The organism is Erythrobacter sp. THAF29 (assembly GCF_009363635.1).
GTDB lineage: Bacteria > Pseudomonadota > Alphaproteobacteria > Sphingomonadales > Sphingomonadaceae > Erythrobacter.
This window is the reverse complement of sequence record NZ_CP045392.1, coordinates 845321-865802: the sequence shown is the minus strand read 5'-3', so window position 1 is coordinate 865802 and position 20482 is coordinate 845321. Positions and strand designations below refer to the sequence as shown.

The window sequence follows — 20482 nt, the reverse complement described above, 5'->3', positions numbered from 1 at the left end:
GCGCGCGATTAGCGGAAACGGAGCGCAGCGCCAAGCGCGAAGATCACTCGGGCAATTGGTACTCTACGGCGTTGCCCGGCTCGATACCGAGTTCTTCGGAAAGCCCGCCGCGAATCTCGAACACGGCGCTCGCAAGCCCCGCGGATGGCAGCGAATCGAGCGAATAAGGCTCGGTCTTCTCGGCGATGTTGGTGATGCGCCCGTCCGTGCCGATAAAGATGATGTCGAGCGAAATCGGCGTGTTGCGCATCCAGAAGCTGCGGGTCTGCGGCACTTCGGAGGGGAAGATCATCGCCTCGTCATCGGCGAGTTCGGTGCGGAACATCAGGCCGCGCGTCTGCGCTTCGCGGGTATCGGCATATTCGGTCTTGAACGCGATACGCTTGTGGCCGGTATCAATGGTCACCTCGATGATCCGGAGGCCGGATATGGGGTGGCGATCTGGCTCGTTCTGGACGGCGGGGGCGACGGGGGAGTCTTCCACGGCACCTGTCGGCGAGCATGACGCAACCATGATCGCAGCCGGGATTGCCCGTATGAAGAACCTTGCCGGCAAGACATCAGAAATTGCCATGGTCACCGTCTTCCTCCCGCGCTTCATCGACCCATTCCTCGATCATCCCAATCGAGGATGCATCAAGGATGAACCGGACATGGTCGTAAAGATGCCCTGCACGGAGCATGGCTGCAACCTGCTTCTCGCGCCGCTTTCTCGACTCCGGAGCGTCTCCCGCCGGTTGCCTCTCTCCGAAAGGACCGAACCGGCGTTTCCTGGCGAGCAGTGTGGCTGCTGCCCTGCTTTCCGCCTCACCGGGCTTGTGGTCCTCGCGAACATGCTCATCGACCCCCGCTGCATAAAGCGCCTGGTCGACCCGCCGGGCGCCATAGCCGCGCGCGGTGAGATCACGCGATTTCATCCGCGCATAGGCATCGTCATTGACGTATCCGAGTTCGATCAGGCGAGCGACCAAAGCGGGCACATCGAGGTCGCGGGTCCGACCATCTTCGTCCTCGGCAACCCCGCGCTCTCTTATCTTCCTTGCAAGATAGGATTCGAGTTTTGCCCCTGTTGTTGCAAATCGTGCAGCATAGGACAGGGCAAGGTCGCGAAGCGTCGTTTCATCGAGCGGATTCGCCTTTTTCCGCCCGCGCGAGCGTCTTTTCGCCCCGCTTTGCGAGCCGACCTGATCATTACCACCGGGTGACGAAATCCTGTTCAACGCAACTTTTTCGCCTTATTCGTGCCACAGTCCTTATCAAATGGAAAAAACTGGACCGGTTTGGGAGGAGTATCTCGAAACGGTGGGGACATGATAGGGCGCAGTTATCTGCGCTGCAAACTACGGGTATCGCTAGAGAAATGACCGACGCCGCATTGACGCCGACGCCGAATGACTGCGATCTACCGCGGAAGCGCGCAGAATTCGCGACCTTCAACGAGGCCATCGATTACGCCGCAAAGAGCAAAAAAGGCCTCAATTTTCACGATATGCGCGGGACGCTGGAGCGGGTTTATCCGTTTTCCGAGATGCGCGAGGACGCGCTCGTCATGGCGCGCAGGCTGGTCGCTGCGGGGATCAAGCCGCAGGACCGCGTCGCGCTGATCGCGGAAACCGGGCCTGAATTCGCTGCCCTGTTCTGCGCCTGCGTCTATGCCGGCGCCTGGCCCGTCCCGCTGCCGCTGCCCACCACTTTCGGCGGCAAGGACAACTATATCGACCAGCTTTCCGTCCAGCTTCAAAGCTCCGATCCGGCGATCCTGATCTACCCGCCCGAAATTGCCGAAATGGCGCAGGCCGCGGCCGATCGGCAGGGCTGCGCGAGCGAAAGCTGGGAAGATTTCGCCAAGCGCGATGCGCCCGAATGCGAGCTTTACAAGGCTTCGCCCGACGACATCTGCTACCTGCAATATTCGAGCGGTTCGACACGCTTCCCGACCGGTGTGGCGGTCACGCACCGCGCCTTGCTCCACAATCTCTATGGTCACTCGACGACCATGAACCTGGGCGAGAACGATCGCGTGGTGAGCTGGCTGCCGTGGTATCACGACATGGGCCTTGTCGGCTGCTTCCTGTCACTGATCGCGAACCAGGTTTCCGCCGATTACCTGAAGCCCGATGCGTTCGCCCGGCGCCCGCTCGCCTGGCTCGACATGATCAGCCGCAATCCGGGCAATACACTCTCCTATTCTCCGACCTTTGGATACGATATCTGTGCGCGGCGGATTTCGAGCCAGAGCCACGTTGCCGACAGGTTTGACCTGTCCCGCTGGCGGATCGCGGGCAATGGCGCGGACATGATCCGCCCCGATGTCATGCAGAATTTCGTCAATGCCTTTGCCGATGCCGGATTCAAGGCGAGCAGCTTCTGCCCGTCCTACGGACTGGCCGAAGCGGTGCTTGCCGTCACCGTCATGCCGCCGGGCGAAGGCATCCGGGTGGAACTGGTCGAAGAGGAGCGCCTTTCGGGTACGCCGCGCGACATTTCGCGCCCGGCGCGCTACCGCGCGATCGTCAATTGCGGCAAGCCGCTCCCCGATATGGAAGTCGAGATCCGCGGGGAAGACGGCCATGCGCGCGGCGATCACCAGATCGGCAAGGTCTGGTGCCGCGGGCCCAGCGTCATGCATTCCTATTTCCGCAACGAACAAGCGACACGCGAATGCCTCGTCGATGGCTGGCTCGACACCGGTGACATGGGCTACCTTGCCGATGGCTACCTGTTCATCGTCGGCCGCGCGAAGGACATGATTATCATCAACGGCAAGAACCACTGGCCGCAGGACATCGAGTGGGCGGTGGAGCAGCTGCCGGGCTTCAACCATGGCGATATCGCCGCCTTCGCGCTCGAGACCGACAATGGCGAGGAAGCGCCCGCAGTGCTGGTCCATTGCCGCGTTTCCGATCCGGTCGAGCGGGTCAAGCTGCGCGAGCAGATCGCCGACAAGGTCCGTTCGGTTACCGGCATGAGCTGCGTGGTCGAACTGGTCCCGCCGCGCACACTGCCGCGCACCAGCTCGGGCAAGCTGTCGCGCGCCAAGGCGAAGAAGCTGTACCTGTCGGGCGAAATCGTGCCGCTGGAGATCGCGGCTTAGGTTGTTAATCGTCCAACTTAAAGTCTTCCAAGAACAGCAATGCAGCCTTCGATGGGCGAATTGCAGACCACCGCTTGTCGGCAAATGACTTCGTGTGCCCATGGTTTTCGTTCAGGAACTCAAAAAGCTCGTCGTGCGGGACCAGAAACCAGCATCTTCTTGTGAGGGAGTTCCACGGCTGATCAGGGAAGAGCATCCACATGCCTTTTCCACCATACCGGTTCCAGTCAACGGTCATCCGGCTTTTCAATTGCACAGCCGCCAGTCGTTCGTCTGGCAAGCGCAAGACGAGATCCTCGCCACCCACATCGGCTTCGGGGCGATAAACGAGATATCCCCGCCGAATGAGAAGTGCGGTCACTTCTGCGCGATTTCCCGCCTCGATCAGATTTGACGAATGCCGGTGCCGAATACTTAACTCCCCTCCGGCCTTCCCCACTGCGCGCGCACTGGGCCGGACGTCACTTGCACGCCAATCTCCGCCCCGCGTTCGCGCAGGATTTCGGCGGCGTTCTCCACCTCCACACGGTTTCCTGTGAGCACGATCGGAATGTCCGTGCGGCTGGCTGCCCATTCGATCACCGAAAGCGCCTGCGTCCCCTCCAGCGTCGGCCCATCTTCACCGAAAGTGACGACATCCGGCAACGCTGCGGCTGGGGGCAATAGCTCAATCGTCCAATCCGGCTCTGTGGCGGCAATTCGTTCCTCCAACGCCTTGTAGGCGGCGAGCGTTGCGCCCTCCAGCCGCTCGGCCCGCACCACCGCGCGGCGACGGGTCCGGTCGATGACCACGTCGTCTTCGGAAACGCCCGCAACCAGCGCGAGCCGCTGGGCAAGGTCATCCGCGCGGGCAATCGCCGCCGCTTCCTCGCTTGCACGGGCGGCGGAGAGCTGCGCCGCTTCCGCCGCGCTCGCGCTGGTGCCGACCTGGAACTGGGTGATGGTCAGTTCAACCGGCTCGCCAAGGCGGTTTGCAAGGGCACGTTCGACCTCGACTTCGGCATCGGGATTGAGGACGGGGGTATAGACGGTCGCGCTGGCGATGATCGGTTCGCCGCGAAACTCGACTTCCAGCCGGGAAATCTCCGCGTCCGGCACGAATGCTTCCTCGATCTCGGCGCGGATCACGCGCTGGGCATTGGTCTGGAACGCGATCTGCTGGAGCGAAAGGGCAAGCGGGATTGCGAGAAGGATGAACACGCTCGCCACTGCAAAATTCTGGAACAGCGTGTTGCGCGCGCTCATTTCGGTCTTGAAGCCGTAAAGCCGCGCCATCGCCCATGCCGTGAGCGCAATCGTGATAAGGTTGGTCACGTAAAGCATCAGCGAGCCGGAAAAGACGGTCCAGTTCCACGTCGCGAGGCCAAAACCGACGGTTGCAAGCGGCGGCATCAGGGCGGTCGCAATGGCAACGCCCACGATCGTCCCCTCGCGCCCGCGGATCATGGCGTAGGCGCCCGCGAGCGCGGAAAACAGCGCGACGAACAGGTCGAACAGGTTGGGCTGCGTGCGCGCGGCGATTTCGGGCGTGATCGTCTGGATCGGCGAAAAGAACACCAGGAGCGCGGTGAGGCCGATCGCCATGGCGGTTCCCCAGGCAAGGCTTCGCGCCGATTGCTTGAGCCAGTGATAGTCGCCGATTGCGAGAGCAAAGCCCAGACCCATGATCGGGCCCATCAGCGGCGAGAGGAGCATCGCGCCGATCACCACAGCCGGTGAAGAGAGAAGCAGGCCCAGCACCGCGATACCCGCGCTCATCGCCGTCATGAACATATAGCGGGCCGTGAGCAGGCAGTCCTCGCGCCGCTTCTCGATCACCTCGGCCTGGTTCACCGTGCCGACGACGTCACGCATCCACCAGCGCAGCAGGCTGAACTTGACCGTCCCGAAAGTCGAGCGAGGCGAGGACTGGGTCGCTTCGTTCGCCGCGTCCTGTTCGGGTGTGGCACTGGGTGCTTTGGTCTCGGTCACGTGCGTCGTCGCCCCTCTCGTTCCGGCGCATTTACGGCCAATCGGAAACGAACGGAAGCGCAAACGCAAATCCTTGGCCTCGCAGAGCTATTCGCGCTACCCTTGTTACGAACCCAATGACAATCTTGAAAGCCGTGTTTTAGATCACTAATACAGTAGGCAAGGATCAGGGCCACAGGGCCGAGGGAGCAGACCACACATATGAGCACCGAAACACCAGAGGCGACCGGACCGGAAACCAAGATCGCCACCGCGACCAAGACCGCGACCGACTTTGAGTTGACTCCGCCCGATCCGGTGCCCGTCGTCGCGCCCGAAAAGGCGGCAGGACTGGTTCCGGTTTCCGACGAGCAAAAATCGAAGCTCGACACAAAGGTCGATGCGTTCGTCGCCGATCTCGTTTCCGAAGACGCCAATTCGCCAGCGTTCGGCGAGAAGGTCGACCAGATCACCCGCATGGGGCAGGAACAGATCCGCGCCGCAGCGGCGCATTCCAACCGGTTCCTCGACCGTCCTGTACGCGCGATGGACGCCGACAGCAGCGTAGGGAACGACCTCGCCGAATTGCGCCGCACGGTCGAAGATCTCGATCCCGGCAAAAAGGGCAAGCTGACGACGCGCAAGCTCTTTGGCATCATCCCTTTCGGCAACCGGCTCAAGAATTACTTCGACAGCTATACGAGCGCGCAGGGGCACATCCAGGCGATCCTCGAGCGGCTCGAAGGCGGCAAGAAGGAACTTCACCTGGATAACGCCGCAATCGATACCGAGCGGCAGAAGCTTTGGGAGGCGATGGGCGAACTGGAACAGATGATCCACATCGCCAAGACGCTCGATGAGCGGCTGGAGGCGAAAGCGCTCGAACTCGACAGCTCGGACCCCGAAAAGGCAAAGGCACTGCGCGAAAGCGCGCTTTTCTATGTCCGCCAGCGCACGCAGGACCTTCTGACCCAGATGGCGGTGAGCGTGCAGGGCTATCTCGCGCTCGATCTCGTCAAGAAGAACAATGTCGAACTTGTGAAGGGCGTGGACCGGGCGAGCACCACCACCGTGGGCGCGCTGCGCACCGCCGTTACCGTCGCTCAGGCGATGACCAACCAGAAGCTGGTGTTGCAGCAGATCACCTCGCTTAACCAGACGACCAGCGACATCATCGATTCCACCAGCACGCTGCTGCGCGAGCAGACCGGCCAGATCCACGAACAGGCCGCGTCCTCTACCATACCGCTCGAAACCCTCCAGCGCGCCTTCCAGAACATCTACGACACGATGGACGAGGTTGACGAGTTCAAGATACGCGCGCTCGACAGCATGAAGCAGACCGTGAATGTGCTCTCCGACGAGGTCGAGAAGTCGAAAGGCTATATCGCCCGCGCCGAAGGACAGGCCCAGGCGCAGGCCAAAGTCGCCTCCGAACCCACATTGCTGGCGCTCGATAACTGATGTCGAACCTCTCCCAGGAAACCGACCGCGCCTTGACCGAAGGGCGGATGCTGGTCCGCGACAACCGGACCGGCGGGCGGCATCGGCTCGAAACCTCGATCGGCAAGGGCTCGGCGAATGTTAAGCTCAAGAACCTGCTCAAGCGTGCTGGCTATTTCGGTGCAGCGGTGCTCGGCATCTTCGTGGCGATCTCCGTTGCCGGCGCGGTGCTTGGCGGGATCGGTTTCTGGGGCATTGTCGCCGCATTCTTCGCGGTGGTCGGCGCGGGTATCCTGTTCTCGCAGTTTCCCAAGGTAAAAGTGCCCAAGCGCGCCGAACTGACCAAGGGCGATCCCAAGCAGATGGTTGCGCGCACGGAATTGTGGCTCGAAGCGCAGCGACCGGCCCTTCCCCCGCCGGCAGCGAAAATCGTGGAAGATCTCGGTGTGCAACTCGATGCGCTCGGACTCCAGCTTGAAACGGTCGACGCGAACCATCCCGCTTCGCGCGAGGTGCGCGAGCTGGTCGGCGAATATATCCCCGAGACGATCGAGAACTATCGCAAGGTGCCCGAACATATGCGCGGCGAGGCCCATGCCGGTAAGACTGCCGATCAGCGCCTGACGGACAGCCTTACCAAGATTTCCGGCGAGGTCGACCGTGTCACACGCAGGCTTGCAGAAGGTGCGCTTGACGATCTCGCGATCAAGGACCGCTATCTCGAATACCGCTATGGCGGCGATGAATTGCTCGAAGATCTGAGTAAGACCGGCGGCAGGCAGGGTTAGGCCGCATGCGTGTCACCCTGAAACACGATCTTGGTAAGGAGGAAGTGCGGCGGCGCATGCGCGAGCGCGCGCATGAAATCGCAGGCTATTTCCCCGCCGGAATGGCAACGGTCGATACCGATTGGCCTAGTGAAGACGTCATGGCTCTGACGGTGACGGCAGTGGGGCAGAAGATCGACGGAGCGGTCGAGGTCGAAGAAGACCATGTCGTGATCGAGATGAACCTGCCCGCTATGCTGGGCTTCCTGCGCGGCACGCTCGAACACGCAGTGCGCAATCACGGGGCCAAGCTGCTCGAGTGAGCCCAAGCCCCGGTCGACTTTTCAGCGCAGGGCGGTAAAATATTCAAATTGAACCTTTTTTCTCACCTCCTTGCGGGGGGGGGCTACGGGAACCTACCAGGTTGTCCGAACGTTGCTTCCTTTGCAAATTGGCTCTGGCAGTGTCATTTTAGGTAGACAGAATCGTAAGCGGGATCGGTTTACACCGCCAAGAAGACCAGGGATCTACGAGGGGGCAGATCATCGAGAATACGCGCATCCTGGACGAGAACAGCGCCTGCCTGCGCTCCAGATTGCGTACCGCGACCGCTCGCTCTCATGACAGTCTCGATCGATCCATGCGAAAGGCAGGTGGCTGGGACACGCTTGAGAATTACGCGCGGTTCTTGAAGCTCCAGCACGCGGCGAGGCAACCCGTCGAGGCATGGTTGGGCCTCAACGCACATTCCAGGGACCGCCCTCCCAATCAAACCGGGCTCATCGCGCAAGATCTGGCCCAGCTTGGCCTAGCGCCGCTCGCGACGGACGAAACATTCGCGATCGCCGGAACGCGAACCGGGCAAGAGGACGATCTCGCACTCGGTGTTGCATGGGTGCTTGCCGGATCCTCTCTCGGCAATCTCTCTATCGCTGGCGAAATCCGGCGTTGCGGTAATGCGCAATGGCCGACAGCTTTCCTCTCCGATCCCGCCATGCTGGAATTCTGGAAGAGGCTGCGGGCGAAGCTTGAGAATTCGGCCAGCGAGGCTCGCATCGACGCCGCGTCGCGAGCCGCCATTGCCGTTTTCGATCACTTTCTCACCCATACAAAGCGTCCTGCGACGGCGCGGACAGCAGCTGTCGCGGAGGCCTGATGAGCACGCTTACCACCAAGCATGAATTGACCGAATGCGATCGCGAACCGATCCATCATATCGCCGCGATTCAGGGATTTGGCGGGCTTTTCGCCCTCACCGGCGACTGGGTGATCGCCCATCGGTCAACCAATTGCGCCGAAATCCTCGGTCTCGAAGAACTGCCTGACGTGGGTGACCCGGTCTCCGAATATCTCGCGCCTTTTGCCCTTGTCGCGTTCAAGGACGCTTTGAGCCGTATGTCGGAGGACGTCACGGTCGAGCGGATCTTCGGGCTACGACTGACACATGGCGGCGACCTGTTCGACTGCGCGATTCACCGGAGCGATCGCAAAGTCGTTATCGAGTTCGAACCGCACGCTCAGGACGAATATGCCGATCATCTGGCCTTGATCGGGCCTGTCCTCTCCCAGCTGGAGCCGGTGCGCGACCTCTCCGCCCTCTGCAAAAAGGCCGCGAAGCTGGTTCGGAATATGCTCGGATACGATCGGGTGATGATCTACAGGTTTCATCGCGACGAAAGCGGCGAGGTCATCGCCGAAGAGCGGCGCGAGGACCTCGAACCGTATCTAGGCCTGCGCTATCCACGCGCCGACATCCCGCAACAGGCTCGCGAACTCTTTTGCCGCAACCGTTTCCGCATCATCGCCGACATGGATGCAGAGCCGGTGCCGATCGAGCCCGCGCGGTCGATGAACGATCAGCCGCTCGACCTTTCGATGAGCGTCTTGCGGTCGCATTCGCTCATGCACGTGAAGTATATGCGCAACATGGGCGTGCAGGCTTCGCTCGCGATCGCGATTGTCCGCCATGGCAGGCTTTGGGGACTTATCTCATGCCACCATAACACGCCCAAGCTGCCGCCCTACTCGCTGCGCACGGTGGCAGAGATGTTCAGCCAGATGTTCTCGCTGATGCTCGACCGGATCTTGATGGATCGCTCCGAACAGTTGCGCACGCGAGGGCAGCACCTACACGACCAACTGATGCTGCGGCTTGCCGGCGGCACCTCGCTGTCTGAAAGCCTTCCGATGCTCGACGAGATCTTGCAGGAAGTCATCCCTCACGACGGGGCATCCGTGTTCATCGAGGGCAAGTACCGCTCTCGCGGCGAAGCGCCGGGAGAAGATGAATTCACCGCGATCTCACCAGCCCTCGGGAGCGCGCCGATCAGCACCATCATTGCGAGTTCGCAACTCTCGGAGCAGATCCCCGCTGCCGGAAAATTCGCCGAAGTCGCTGCCGGGGCGATTGTTCTGCCGATATCACGCAGCCCACGCGATTATCTCGTCCTGTGGCGCAAGCCTCTGATCCAGAAGGTGAAATGGGCTGGCGACCCGGAAAAAGCGATCGTACCTGCAGGAGAACGCCTGCAACCGCGTTCCAGCTTCGCCGCATGGGAACAGGCTATCGAAGGTCGCTGCGAGGAGTGGACCGAGGACGAACTCCAGATCGCCGAGGGCATCCGCGTGACGCTGCTCGAAGTCATCCTGCGGATGACCGACGAGACCGCGCGCGAGCGGGCGCGAGCCCAGGAGCAGCAGGAATTGCTTATCGCCGAGCTCAATCACCGCGTGCGCAATATCCTAAATCTCATACGCAGCCTGGTTTCGCAGTCACAGGATGAAGCGATGAGCGTGGCCGAGTTCACCAAGATCATCGGTGGCCGGATATCGGCCCTTGCCTCCGCGCATGACAACATCACGCGCGAAAACTGGTCGCCCGCGCCGCTCTCGAATCTGTTCGAAACCGAAATCGGCGCCTATCTCAACGAGAAGAAAGAACGCTTCCAGATCGATGGCCAGGACGTACTGATCCGGCCCGAAGCCTACACAGTGCTCGCATTGGTGGTGCACGAGCTCGTCACCAACTCCGCGAAATACGGCAGCCTGTGCGACCGTTCGGGAAGCCTGTCGGTCAACCTGTCGACCAACCAGTTCGGCGATTTGAGTATCAAGTGGCGCGAGCGCGGCGGCCCGCCGGTCAAGCCGCCGACGCGGCGCGGTTTCGGTTCGACGATCATCGAGCGGTCAATCCCCTACGAGCTGAAGGGCGATGCCATTCTCCGCTTCAAGCTCACAGGCCTCGAGGCCGATTTCACGATCCCGCAACGCTTTATCGAAATTCTGCCCACGCTCGAGAGTTCTAGCGGAGCCGATAATGGAGCAGGCGATTCAGAATACATCACCGTCGAGTTCGATGGCGCGATGCTACCCGAGCACGTCTTGGTGGTCGAAGACAGCATGATCATCGCACTCGACACGGAAGAGAACCTGAAACGCCTGGGCGTCAAATCGGTGAGCGTCGAAAGCAGCGTGGAGGGCGCGCTTTCCTCGATCGGAGATCGATTGCCCGATTTTGCAATCATCGATTTCAATCTCGGTTCGGAATCGAGCGAGCCGGTCGCCAAGGAACTCGAAAGGCTTGGCGTGCGCTTCGTGCTCGCAACCGGCTATGCGGAAATGGCTGACCAGATCGAACAGCTCGGTGCCTCCGCGTTGCTGCGCAAACCCTATGGCCGCAGCGAAATCGAGGAATTGCTCAGCGCCGGAACGGTCCAGTAGCGGCGTGGTGCATTCAGGCTAACCCGTCGGGCAAGTGAGAAGCGTCAGCTCTGCCGCGGCAAAATCCAGTGCATCGATACCCGGCGCGTAGAGGCACTCCCCGGCCACGGCACGCATGCTGCCCGATTTGTCACTCACTTCGCCCTTCAGCGGAAGCGCGAACAATGCGCCCTTATAGGTCGACGAAACCCGCGCGTCTGGTTTACCTTCAATCCGATCGAGCCTGAACCGAGGGCCGTCAATCAGCGCCTCTCCGCGTTCTGCGACCGATCCCTTGTGCCGGCGTGGATAGGGTTGCAGATCCGCGACCGCCATCGCACGTTCCAGATGCAGCTCGCGCGGTCGACCGTAATCATACAGCCTGAAGGTCGTGTCGCTCGCCTGCTGCACCTCCACGAGCGAAAGCCCCGGGCCGATGGCATGCACGGTTCCCGCCGGCAGATAGAATACATCGCCAGCGCGCGCTTCATGCCAGGTGAGCAGGTCCTCGATAGAACCGTCGCGCGCGGCCTGCTCGATCGTATCGGGCGAATGCGTGTCGTCGAAACCGATGGCAAGGGATGCGCCCGGCTCCGCATCGAGCACCAGCCAGCATTCCTCTTTGCCGTTTTCGCCGGAAAGCGCATTGTGATTGCCGGGGTGGACCTGGACCGAGAGTTTTTCGCTCGTGAAAAGGTATTTGACGAGGAGCTGCGGCAACTGGGCGGGAGGCTCAAACCAGATTTCGCCGATCCGCTTGCCATCAGGAGCTTTGAATGGAGGAGGAAGCGTTTCACGCCCCCACACCTTTTCGACCATTCTTGTGGGCAGTTGGAAAGGTCCGGCCCGAGTGCCCCCGCCCCCTGTCATTGACTGCTTGCTCCGGGGAGCTTGCCGACACGCTGCGCACCTTCGCGCGTGGTGACCAGAACCTCTTCGCCCGACACGACGATGACCACATCTTCCAGCCCCACGACAGAGATGCGCGGACCATCGCTCAGCGCCAGCACATCGCTGCATCCGTCGAGATCGACCGGTCCTCGGGCAACGTTGCCCGCCTCATCGGATTCGCTACCCAGCGCATCCTTGAGCGCGGCCCAATTGCCGATATCCGACCAGCCCATGTCCACCGGGACCATCGCCGCGCGTGCAGTCTTTTCCATTACCGCATAGTCGATCGAGTCGCCCTCGATTGCAACAAAAGGAGCGGAAGCAGGGAGGAATCTCGAATCCTCGCGCCTGCCCCGAGCGACCGATTCTCTGACGAGCCGTGCCATTTCGCCGCGATGTGCCTCGAGCTCGTCCAGCAGTCTACCTGCGCGAAATGCGAAAATTCCGCCATTCCAGCTGTGCTCGCCGCCAGCGACATACCGCTCGGCGCGCTCACGATCGGGCTTCTCCACGAATGTGTCGATGCGATAACCGCCGGGCAGGCTTTCTCCTCGCTTGAGGTAGCCGTAGCCGGTTTCGGGGTGCGTAGGGGCTATCCCGAATGAAACCAGCCAATCCCGGGAGGCGAGTTCGGCAGCCGCCTTTGCCGCTGCGCGGAATGCATCGGTATCTGCAATGTGATGGTCACTCGGGCAGACGAGCATGACATCGTCAGGCTCAAGCAGAGCAGCCGCGAGTGCAATCGCCGGTGCAGTGTTGCGCGGTGCCGGCTCCACGATGATGGTGTGCCCGCATGACTCGCCGATTTGCGCCTCGACCAGGTCCGCATGCCGTTCTCCGGCGACGACCATAGGTGGGGCGAACAGCTCGGTGTCCGAAGCGCGTTCGAGCGCCTCTTCGAACAGGGTCCGATCGCCCACCAGCGGCAGGAACGGTTTGGGCTTGTCCTTCCGGCTGACCGGCCAAAGCCGGGTCCCGCTGCCACCGCACAGGATGACCGGATGGATTTTGATCGGCATTTATCGAAGCTCCGCAGTCATCCCGCTCCGAGCGGTTTTCGGCCCGGGCTATACCAGCCGCGCCGCCCTATTCCAGTGGCCAATTGGGAGAATCTTCTTCGTCTTCGTGGCGATTTAGAACCAGCGTTGTCGCCAATAGAAAGGCGCAGGGACAGAATTGCCATTGGCATCCGTCGCAGGGCGGAAACGAAGCCGCTCCTCGACCAGCCGGCAGGTGATGCGATCGGCTTCAGGATCGGGGCTGGGGCGGTAGATCGAGCAGCCGCGCGCTCGTCCATCCACTCCCACCGTGACCTTTACGATCACCTCGGTTCCGCGCCGGGCCTCGCGTCCGCCGGGAGGCGTGGGATAATCGCGCGCATTGTTGATACTGCCCGAGATGTGCACCGGCTTGCTGACGGCAACGCCGCCCCGCCCGCCGCCCCTGTTGCCGCTTCCCGTGCCCGTTCCGGTCCCCGCAGCGCCCGTACCTTCGCCGGTGTCGCGCGCACCTGAACGGGTTGCGGTGCCTGTCGAGGATGCTTGCGGCCTCGGCGTCGGCTGCGTCTCGATCCGCGAGGTTGGCGCGGTGACGGGTTCGGGCACCGCCTCCTTACCCGGATCGCCCTGCGCGCCTTCATCGGATTCCGGCTGGTTTTCGGGCGGTGGCGGGTCGGGGGGAGCCGTTATGGTTACCGTGAACGCCTCGACCACGCTGCCTTCGACCGATGCTGTAAATTCTGGCGCAAGAGCGCGGGCAAGCCCGTAGAGCGCAAGAATATGGAGCAAGACTATCGCTAGCACGAGCCACCAACGTGGCCGCTTCATTGTGCTGGAATAACGGGTTTTTGCGGGGGTCTGCATCAATAGGTCCCTTGGCCTTTTGCTTCATATCCGAGCCACTTCCGCCCGTTCTTCCCGGTCAATCCTATAGCAAGCTCGGAGAAATTTGCGATGGAGCGCACGTCAGAGCTTCTGGCAAAGTCCGAAGCGATATCCGCACCCGACTCCGCCGGAAGCGGGGTGCCGGACGGCAAGAGCGTGGCAGCCGCCCTGATGGGCGGCATCCTGTTTTTCGTGCTCGCAATTCTGAGCCTGTCTCTGTCGAAATTCGATGCGACGCTCGCGAGCATATGGCTTCCCAATGCCGTCGCCGTCGCTGTCCTCCTGAGGACCCGCCTCGCCAGCGAGTGGCCCTATTTCCTCGCGGTTTTCGTGGCCAGCACGTTCGCCAACGCCGCATCCGGCACTCCGATCCTCGTATCCATGGTCTTCTCGCTCGCAAATGTAATCGATATCGGGCTTGTCGCCTGGATCGTTCGCCGCGGCGGCAGGCGGCACCCCGATATGGCCGACCTGTCCGACCTGTCGCGCTTTGTGTGGGCGGGCGGTTTCCTGGGCCCGGCCGTGTCTGCAATAGTCGCAGCTCTCGCCATGGGGCCGTGGACCGAGGCTGCAAGGGAAGTGGCACTATCGTGGTTCCTCACCGACAGTGTGGGCATGGTGTTGATCGTTCCGATGATCCTCCTTGCGGTCGATGCACTGCAATCGCCGTCGCCATCGACAGGGCAGCAGCTGATCGAACGCGCAAGCTTGCTTATCGGTGGTCTGGTCTGCGCGTTCTTCGTGTTCTGGCAAGACATCTACCCTCTGCTTTTCCTGTTGCCCCCGATTACCCTCCTGCATGCCTTCAGGCTTGGAAGCCTGGGAACGGCGGTGTGCGTTATCGGACTCGCGGTGGTGACTTGCGCGATGACATGGGCGGGTCTCGGCCCGATCGCCCGGCTCGAGGCATCCGCTTCGACCGAACTCATGCTGATCCAGGCGTTTATCGCCGCAAACTTCCTGACGGGCCTGCCGATTGCGGCCATCCTTGCCGGGCGTGAGCGAATGGTGGAACAGATTGAGCGTAGCGAGCGTGAACTTCGCCTGCTCGCAGAGAATATCAACGATGCGATCCTGTTCTACAACGAGCAGGGGATTTGCACCTATGCCTCGCCATCTGTCATGCCGGTGCTGGGGCGTCAGCCGGATTCCTTCATCGGAAAGCGCGCATCGGCAAGAATGCACCAGGACGCGCGCGACAAGATCATGCAGGCGGAAGAGGCGCTTCTTGCGGGCACGCGCAACCACTTGCGCTTCACATATCGCCGTCTCAACGATGCAGTTGACGGATCCCCGGTCTTCATCGAGGCGGACGCCGCCGTCGCCCACCACCCCGACACCGGGGAACGGCAGGGCTTTGTCGTCGCGGCCCGGGACGTTACCGAAAGGGTGGAACTCGAATTGCTGCTTACCCGTGCGCGGCGCCATGCCGAAAATGCCGCCCGCGCAAAGTCCGAATTTCTCGCCAATATGAGCCACGAAATCCGGACTCCGATGAATGGTGTCCTTGGTTTTGCCGAGCTGATGTTGCAGGGCGATCTTGACGAGGACCAGCGTCGCCAGACCCAACTGATCGTGCAGTCGGGCCGGTCGATGATGCTCCTGCTCAATGACATCCTCGACCTTTCGAAAATCGAGGCTGGGCAAATCGCCATCGATCGCAAACCCTTAGATCTGCATGCGACCCTTTGGGAATGCGTGTCGCTACACCGTGCCAATGCGGAGAAGAAGGGGCTCGACCTGCGACTGGAACGCGATGACGCAGAGACGGACAGCGCGGAATGCTGGCTCGCCACAGACGGGCTGCGGCTGCGTCAGATCGTGCTCAACCTGATCGGCAATGCCGTGAAGTTCACCCAGAACGGCAGCATCGTGGTGAGCTACTCCGTCCGCGAGGACGAATTTCTCATACGGGTCATGGATACCGGGATCGGGATCAGCCCCTCACGACAGGACCTCGTGTTCTCACCGTTCACACAGGGAGAAAACGATACGTCACGGCGCTTTGGCGGAACGGGTTTGGGATTGACGATCAGCAGGCAGCTAGCCGAACTGCTTGGCGGCACCATCGAGCTGAAGAGCGAGCCCGGTGTCGGGTCGTGTTTCACCGTCATCCTTCCGGCAAGGCACGCCCAACCTGCGCCTGAGCGACCCTCGAAGCCAGAACCGCTGCAACTGGGTGACTTGCCCACGGACGCACGCATTTTGCTGGCCGAAGATCACGACGTGAACCGCATGCTCGCCACCGAGATGCTCCAGCGCTGTGGACAGTCCGTGGCGATCGCGCATGACGGTCACGAGGCGATCTCTATGGTCATCGACAGCGTGATGCGCGGCACACCTTACGATCTTGTGCTGATGGATATCCAGATGCCCGGCTGCGACGGATACGCGGCAACCCGCGCGATCCGTGCCGAGGGGATCACGCCGGATGACTTGCCGATTATCGCGCTCACCGCGAATGCCTTCCCTGAAGACGTCGCCGCCGCGCGCGATGCGGGAATGCAGGCGCACCTTGCCAAGCCACTGGTGTTCGCCGACCTGGCCCGTGCCCTTCAGCGCTGGCTCCCGACGAGAATTGTCGAGGCGGATGATGGGTGCGAGCCGGATCGATCCGAGCGGCGACAAAAGACGCTCAAGCCCGAAACAGCACAGGCGGCGGCAGCGGAGCCTTCGCACTCGCCCGCTCTGCTCGAGCGCTGGCTGACGCGGCGCAAAGAGGCGATCGATGCGGTGCGCAAGGCGGCTAATGACGGAACGCTTGCCGATGGCGGCGGGACGCACGATCTTGCGCGGCTCGTCCATAAGCTCGCCGGCACTGCCGCTATGTTCGGAGAGGCCGAGCTGGGCGAACAGGCCGCCGAATTCGAGCGTGCGCTACGCTCGGGCGCAGAAAGCGAGACGCAGCAGGCACTCGCCGCTGAACTGCTGAGCCTGGCCGACACGCGGATGGCGGACGAAAGCGAACGCGGCGCAGCCTGACCACAATTCGGAGCTCCTAATTCCGGCTCCGCCTTTCCGATCCGACATAAGCAAACGGCGGGACCCGAAGGCCCCGCCGCGCTTGTTCGTATCGAACGGTGGATTACGAATTAGAATTCGTAACGCGCACCGATCTGGATCCGCCATGCGGTGCTCGACTCGAACGTGTTCGCCTCACCCGAGCCCGGGTTGAAGTTGGTGATCACGTAGCGACCCTGGTCATCAAAAGCGCCATCGACAAGGTCGACACGTCCGTCGAAGCCGCCCAGTGCACGGCGGGTATTCCAGCCGCTGTCGAGCAGGTTCAGGAAGTTGTCGAAGTCGACAAACAGTTCGATGCGATCTTCGGTGATGCCGGTAAGCGTACCGATAAAGGGCAGTTCCTGGCTGAAGCGCATATCGAGGTCGAAGAACCAGTCGTTGCGGCACTGGTTGCGCTTGACGGTCTCACCGCGAGTGAAGTTGCAGTTGAGGTCGCTGACAATGCCCTCGCCGTTTTCGAGTGCGGCAAGAAGCTGGGCAACCGCCGCAGGGTCCGAACCATCACCGGTCCACACGCCATTCGCGTCGAAAACCGGCGGCGCGATGTTCGGATCGTCAATGCCGGTGGGCACGTAGAGCAGCGCATTCTCTTCACGCGAGTTGCTGTCGTTGAAGAACGGACGACCATCGTCGAACACCAGGCTGTACGGACGGCCTTCCGATGCACGGAAGAAAATGCCGAGGCCGGTGTCGAAACCGTCGATGAACTCTTCGCGGAAATAAAGCGAAGCGGTGAAGTTATGGCGAGTTTCGAAGCCCGACTGCGAGACAGCCAGGTTCTGGCGGTCGAATGCAGGCGTGTTGTCGAAGGTCGAGGTTGCAGTCGACGAACGGAAGTTGATCGTCTGCTGGCTATCCGTGAAGGCATAGCCGAGATTGACGCTCACGCTACCGCCTTCGGTAAGCACGCCTTCGCTGAAGCGCTTGCGCAGGATCAGCGATGCATTGTGGCTGTCGAAGCTCGGACCGTTGGTCAACTGCAGGAAGTCGTCGACGCCAACACCGCGGCCGCGGGTCCCGTCAGGGTTCAGCGCCGCAAAGCAGGCATCGGTCACGTTGCTGTAGGTCGGCGGAACGCCGCCGGTGCCTTGAAGTACGGCGTTACAACCCGGTGCAATCGGATCGATCGGACGATAGATCGGACGACCATCTACAGTGAAGCCGTTATTGCCGAGCGACGGATCGACAACCTGCACCAGGTCGACAACCGCGAGGTTGTCGTTGAAGCGGGTGTAGATGTAGTCGAGGTTCAGCTTCCAGCCGCCGAAGAATCCGCCATCACCGCCGAGATCGGTGGCGAAGCCGAGGTTCGCGCGAACCGCGGTCGGGATGTCGAGGTTCGGGTCGATCGACTGGACGTCTGCGCGGCCAGCCGAAGCGCGGGCTTCACCCGCGGCAACGACACACTGCGGGATGCCGGTGAACTGGCCATTCACGAGCACCTGCGGCTTGCCGTCGGCGTTGCGGTTCAGCTCTGCGTCCGAACAGCTGTTCGACGTGCCCAGGCCAGTCGAGAAGCCGTTGTTTGAGAACGCGTTCGAGAAGTACACGACCGGGTCGCCGCCCGAGAAGATACCCACGCCTGCGGTCAGGCGGCTGTTCGAGAAGAATCCGTCGTTGTCGAACTCATAGGTCGCCGCGAGACGCGGCAGCACGACCGGATCGAGCTTGCCGAACGAAACGGCGTTGGTGAAGCCGAACCGCTGCTGGAACAGCGGATTCACGCGCGGCGCATCGCCATCATATAGCTGCACGCGGACACCTGCGGTCACCGAGAGCTGGTCGGTGGCCTGCCATTCGTCCTGCGCGAACACCGAATAGGTGCGACGGCTGAAGAGTGCAGCAGCGTTGTTGATGTCGAAGCCCGGCGCAACGTTGATGTCCGCGGCATAGGCATCGCCGAAGAAAATCTCGTCGTTGTTCGGGAAGAACTCGTCGCCCGGCGAAAGAAGGCCGGCTTCAAAGTCATCGAGGTTCTGGAAGTAGAGCGAACCGGTCGCGTTGATGGCGAACAAGTTGAACACTTCGAGATCGTTGATCTCGGTGCCGAACTTCAGGAAGTGACCGTCGCCTGCATCCACGTTGAGGATGAAACGCGCCTGGTCGATCTTTGTATCGAGCTGGTTGGCCGAACGGAAGATGCCGGGTCCGGTCGAGAGCGTACCGATGTCGCCCGGGCCGTCAACGCCGACGACGAGACGCACGGTCGGATTCTCCGACTGCGCTTCACCGAAGCCGACAGGGCCCTGAACGTCACCGACTTCTGCGCGGCTGATGCGCAGCTCAGTCGAAACGGTGTCGCTCCAGTCCGAATAGAGACGAAGCGAGTAGTAATCGGAGATCGTGCCTTCGTCTTCGAACGAGTTTAGGCCGCCGAAATTGTCGCGACCGAAATCGGGCTCGACATTGGTTTCCTCAAGACGCTGGTAGGTCGCTTCGAGACGGTGATCGTCGGAAATGTTCGCATCGATACGACCGAAGTAACGGACGTTCGATTCTGGCAGCTGGGTGGGGATGCCGCCGATGTCCTGGCCGTAGACGCTGCTTGCAATCTGGGCGAAACGGTCGAACTGCGCTTGCGTGAAGAAGTCCACGCCGGTCGTGCCCGGGCCACCATTGAAACCGTCGCCAAGGTCGGTTTCTTCGTAACCGAACGAGAAAAACAGTCGGTCGGGGATGATCGGGCCCGAAAGGGTTACGCCCCAGCGCTTTTCCTCGCCCGCATTGAACGGATCGACGCTGCCATCGGCCTGTTCCACCTCATCGGCCTGCATGCCGCCATCGAAGTAGGTGATGAATGCCGAGCCGCTGAAGCGGTTCGAACCGGCCTTCGTCACGACGTTAACGAGACAGCCGGTAAAGTCGGAGTATTCGACGTCAAACGGAGCGAACTCGACCGAGGTCTGCTCGATCACGTCGTACGGGAGCGGAAGCGAGTTGCGCGCTGCAAACGGCGTGCCGTTGAGGCCGAAAACGTCCGACTGGATGATTCCGTCGACGGTGAAGGTGTTGCCGCGGTCGTTGCCACCGAGGCAGGATATACGATCGACATCGTTGTTGCGCTCAAGGCTGACACGCGGGTCAATGCGGATGATATCGCGAACGTCGCGGGTGATCGACGGGAACGCTTCGAGCGTCTGGGTGTCAAATGCGGTACCTGGGCCAACGGCCAATTGCGTGACCTGCGCGCGTGCGCCGGTGACGACGATGACATTGTCGGCTGCACCTGCAGCCGTAGCGGAAAGGGTGAAGTTGAAGCCGGTGTTACCCGAAATGCTCGTGAACACCTCTTCGACGGTCTGGCCTTCATAGCCGTTCGCGGTGACGGTCACGGTGTAGGGGCCACCCGGCGGCAGCGAGCCGACGCGGAAGTTACCGGCAGCGCCGGTCGTCACGGTGCGCGAGGACTGGGTGCGTTCGTCGGTGATGGTGACGGTTGCACCCGGCAGCGCTGCGCCGCTTTCGTCGGATACCTGGCCTTCGATGCCAGAGGTAATCTGCTGTGCGGCAGCCGGAGCTGCAATCGTGGTAGCGGCAGTGAGGCTGACGACGCTCGCTGCCAGGAGATACTTCAATTTCATGGATTAGCCCCTGATCACTTGGAGAGTGGGAGAATGAAACGTGACACTTGTCGGAGTGCGCGCACCCGCTGGTAGGCGCGTTGCGCTGCACAAAAACGACGGATTTGTGACAGAACGATGAAACGCTGATGCGGTGCAAGCGCGCCTAGC

The 20482-nt window shown here is 61.5% G+C and carries 15 protein-coding genes; 7 read left to right on the top strand and 8 right to left on the bottom strand.

The window, feature by feature from the left end:
- Positions 1-43 precede the first annotated feature (43 nt).
- Together FIU90_RS04345 and FIU90_RS04340 are read right to left on the bottom strand one after the other, a co-directional pair.
- Positions 44-574, bottom strand: a complete 531-nt coding sequence (locus tag FIU90_RS04345) for a DUF192 domain-containing protein (protein ID WP_234029625.1) — start codon at positions 572-574, stop codon at positions 44-46.
- Positions 561-1220: a regulatory protein RecX gene (locus FIU90_RS04340; protein WP_370515145.1), complete on the bottom strand. Its 660-nt coding sequence runs from the start codon at positions 1218-1220 to the stop codon at positions 561-563. Before FIU90_RS04340 ends, FIU90_RS04345 begins: the two co-directional genes overlap by 14 nt.
- A 140-nt stretch (positions 1221-1360) precedes the next feature.
- Between FIU90_RS04340 and FIU90_RS04335 the strand changes: the two genes are divergently transcribed.
- Positions 1361-3094, top strand: a complete 1734-nt coding sequence (locus FIU90_RS04335; protein ID WP_152433668.1) for a fatty acyl-AMP ligase — start codon at positions 1361-1363, stop codon at positions 3092-3094.
- Positions 3095-3098: 4 nt separating this feature from the next.
- Here the strand turns inward: FIU90_RS04335 and FIU90_RS04330 are convergent, their stop codons facing one another.
- Together FIU90_RS04330 and FIU90_RS04325 are read right to left on the bottom strand one after the other, a co-directional pair.
- Positions 3099-3455 carry a hypothetical protein gene (locus tag FIU90_RS04330; RefSeq protein ID WP_152433667.1) on the bottom strand — a complete coding sequence of 119 codons (357 nt, stop codon included), beginning with the start codon at positions 3453-3455 and terminating at the stop codon, positions 3099-3101.
- Between the two features lie 53 nt (positions 3456-3508).
- Complete coding sequence (locus tag FIU90_RS04325) at positions 3509-5065, bottom strand: TIGR00341 family protein (RefSeq protein WP_234029624.1); 1557 nt, start codon at positions 5063-5065, stop codon at positions 3509-3511.
- A 201-nt stretch (positions 5066-5266) separates the two neighbouring features.
- On the opposite strand from FIU90_RS04325, the gene FIU90_RS04320 reads away from it, so the two are divergent.
- The 5 genes from FIU90_RS04320 (at position 5267) to FIU90_RS04300 (ending at position 10974) form a co-directional block, all read left to right on the top strand.
- Positions 5267-6508, top strand: coding sequence for a toxic anion resistance protein (locus FIU90_RS04320; RefSeq protein ID WP_234029623.1), 1242 nt, complete (start codon positions 5267-5269; stop codon positions 6506-6508).
- Positions 6508-7275 carry a hypothetical protein gene (locus FIU90_RS04315; protein WP_152433666.1) on the top strand — a complete coding sequence of 256 codons (768 nt, stop codon included), beginning with the start codon at positions 6508-6510 and terminating at the stop codon, positions 7273-7275. Before FIU90_RS04320 ends, FIU90_RS04315 begins: the two co-directional genes overlap by 1 nt.
- Before the next feature lie 5 nt (positions 7276-7280).
- Entirely contained in the window at positions 7281-7577 is a 297-nt protein-coding gene (locus FIU90_RS04310; RefSeq protein ID WP_152433665.1) for a polyhydroxyalkanoic acid system family protein, read from the top strand.
- A 317-nt stretch (positions 7578-7894) separates the two neighbouring features.
- Positions 7895-8410: a biliverdin-producing heme oxygenase gene (locus tag FIU90_RS04305; protein WP_152433664.1), complete on the top strand. Its 516-nt coding sequence runs from the start codon at positions 7895-7897 to the stop codon at positions 8408-8410.
- The gene (locus tag FIU90_RS04300; protein ID WP_152433663.1) at positions 8410-10974 is read left to right on the top strand and encodes an HWE histidine kinase domain-containing protein; all 2565 of its coding nucleotides are present in this window, start codon (positions 8410-8412) and stop codon (positions 10972-10974) included. Before FIU90_RS04305 ends, FIU90_RS04300 begins: the two co-directional genes overlap by 1 nt.
- 18 nt (positions 10975-10992) lie before the next feature.
- Here the strand turns inward: FIU90_RS04300 and FIU90_RS04295 are convergent, their stop codons facing one another.
- The 3 genes from FIU90_RS04295 to FIU90_RS04285 all read right to left on the bottom strand — a co-directional run bounded on the left by FIU90_RS04295 (position 10993) and on the right by FIU90_RS04285 (position 13706).
- A complete protein-coding gene (locus tag FIU90_RS04295; RefSeq protein WP_172970174.1) occupies positions 10993-11772 on the bottom strand; it encodes a class I mannose-6-phosphate isomerase in 780 nt (259 codons plus the stop codon).
- A gap of 47 nt (positions 11773-11819) precedes the next feature.
- A complete protein-coding gene (locus FIU90_RS04290) occupies positions 11820-12863 on the bottom strand; it encodes a mannose-1-phosphate guanylyltransferase (RefSeq protein ID WP_152433661.1) in 1044 nt (347 codons plus the stop codon).
- A gap of 114 nt (positions 12864-12977) precedes the next feature.
- Positions 12978-13706, bottom strand: coding sequence for a TonB family protein (locus FIU90_RS04285; protein WP_152433660.1), 729 nt, complete (start codon positions 13704-13706; stop codon positions 12978-12980).
- A gap of 90 nt (positions 13707-13796) precedes the next feature.
- Between FIU90_RS04285 and FIU90_RS04280 the strand changes: the two genes are divergently transcribed.
- The gene (locus FIU90_RS04280; RefSeq protein ID WP_152433659.1) at positions 13797-16709 is read left to right on the top strand and encodes an ATP-binding protein; all 2913 of its coding nucleotides are present in this window, start codon (positions 13797-13799) and stop codon (positions 16707-16709) included.
- 110 nt (positions 16710-16819) lie between these two features.
- Here FIU90_RS04280 and FIU90_RS04275 read toward each other — a convergent pair whose 3' ends face one another.
- Positions 16820-20332 carry a TonB-dependent receptor gene (locus FIU90_RS04275; RefSeq protein ID WP_152433658.1) on the bottom strand — a complete coding sequence of 1171 codons (3513 nt, stop codon included), beginning with the start codon at positions 20330-20332 and terminating at the stop codon, positions 16820-16822.
- Positions 20333-20482: the final 150 nt, after the last annotated feature.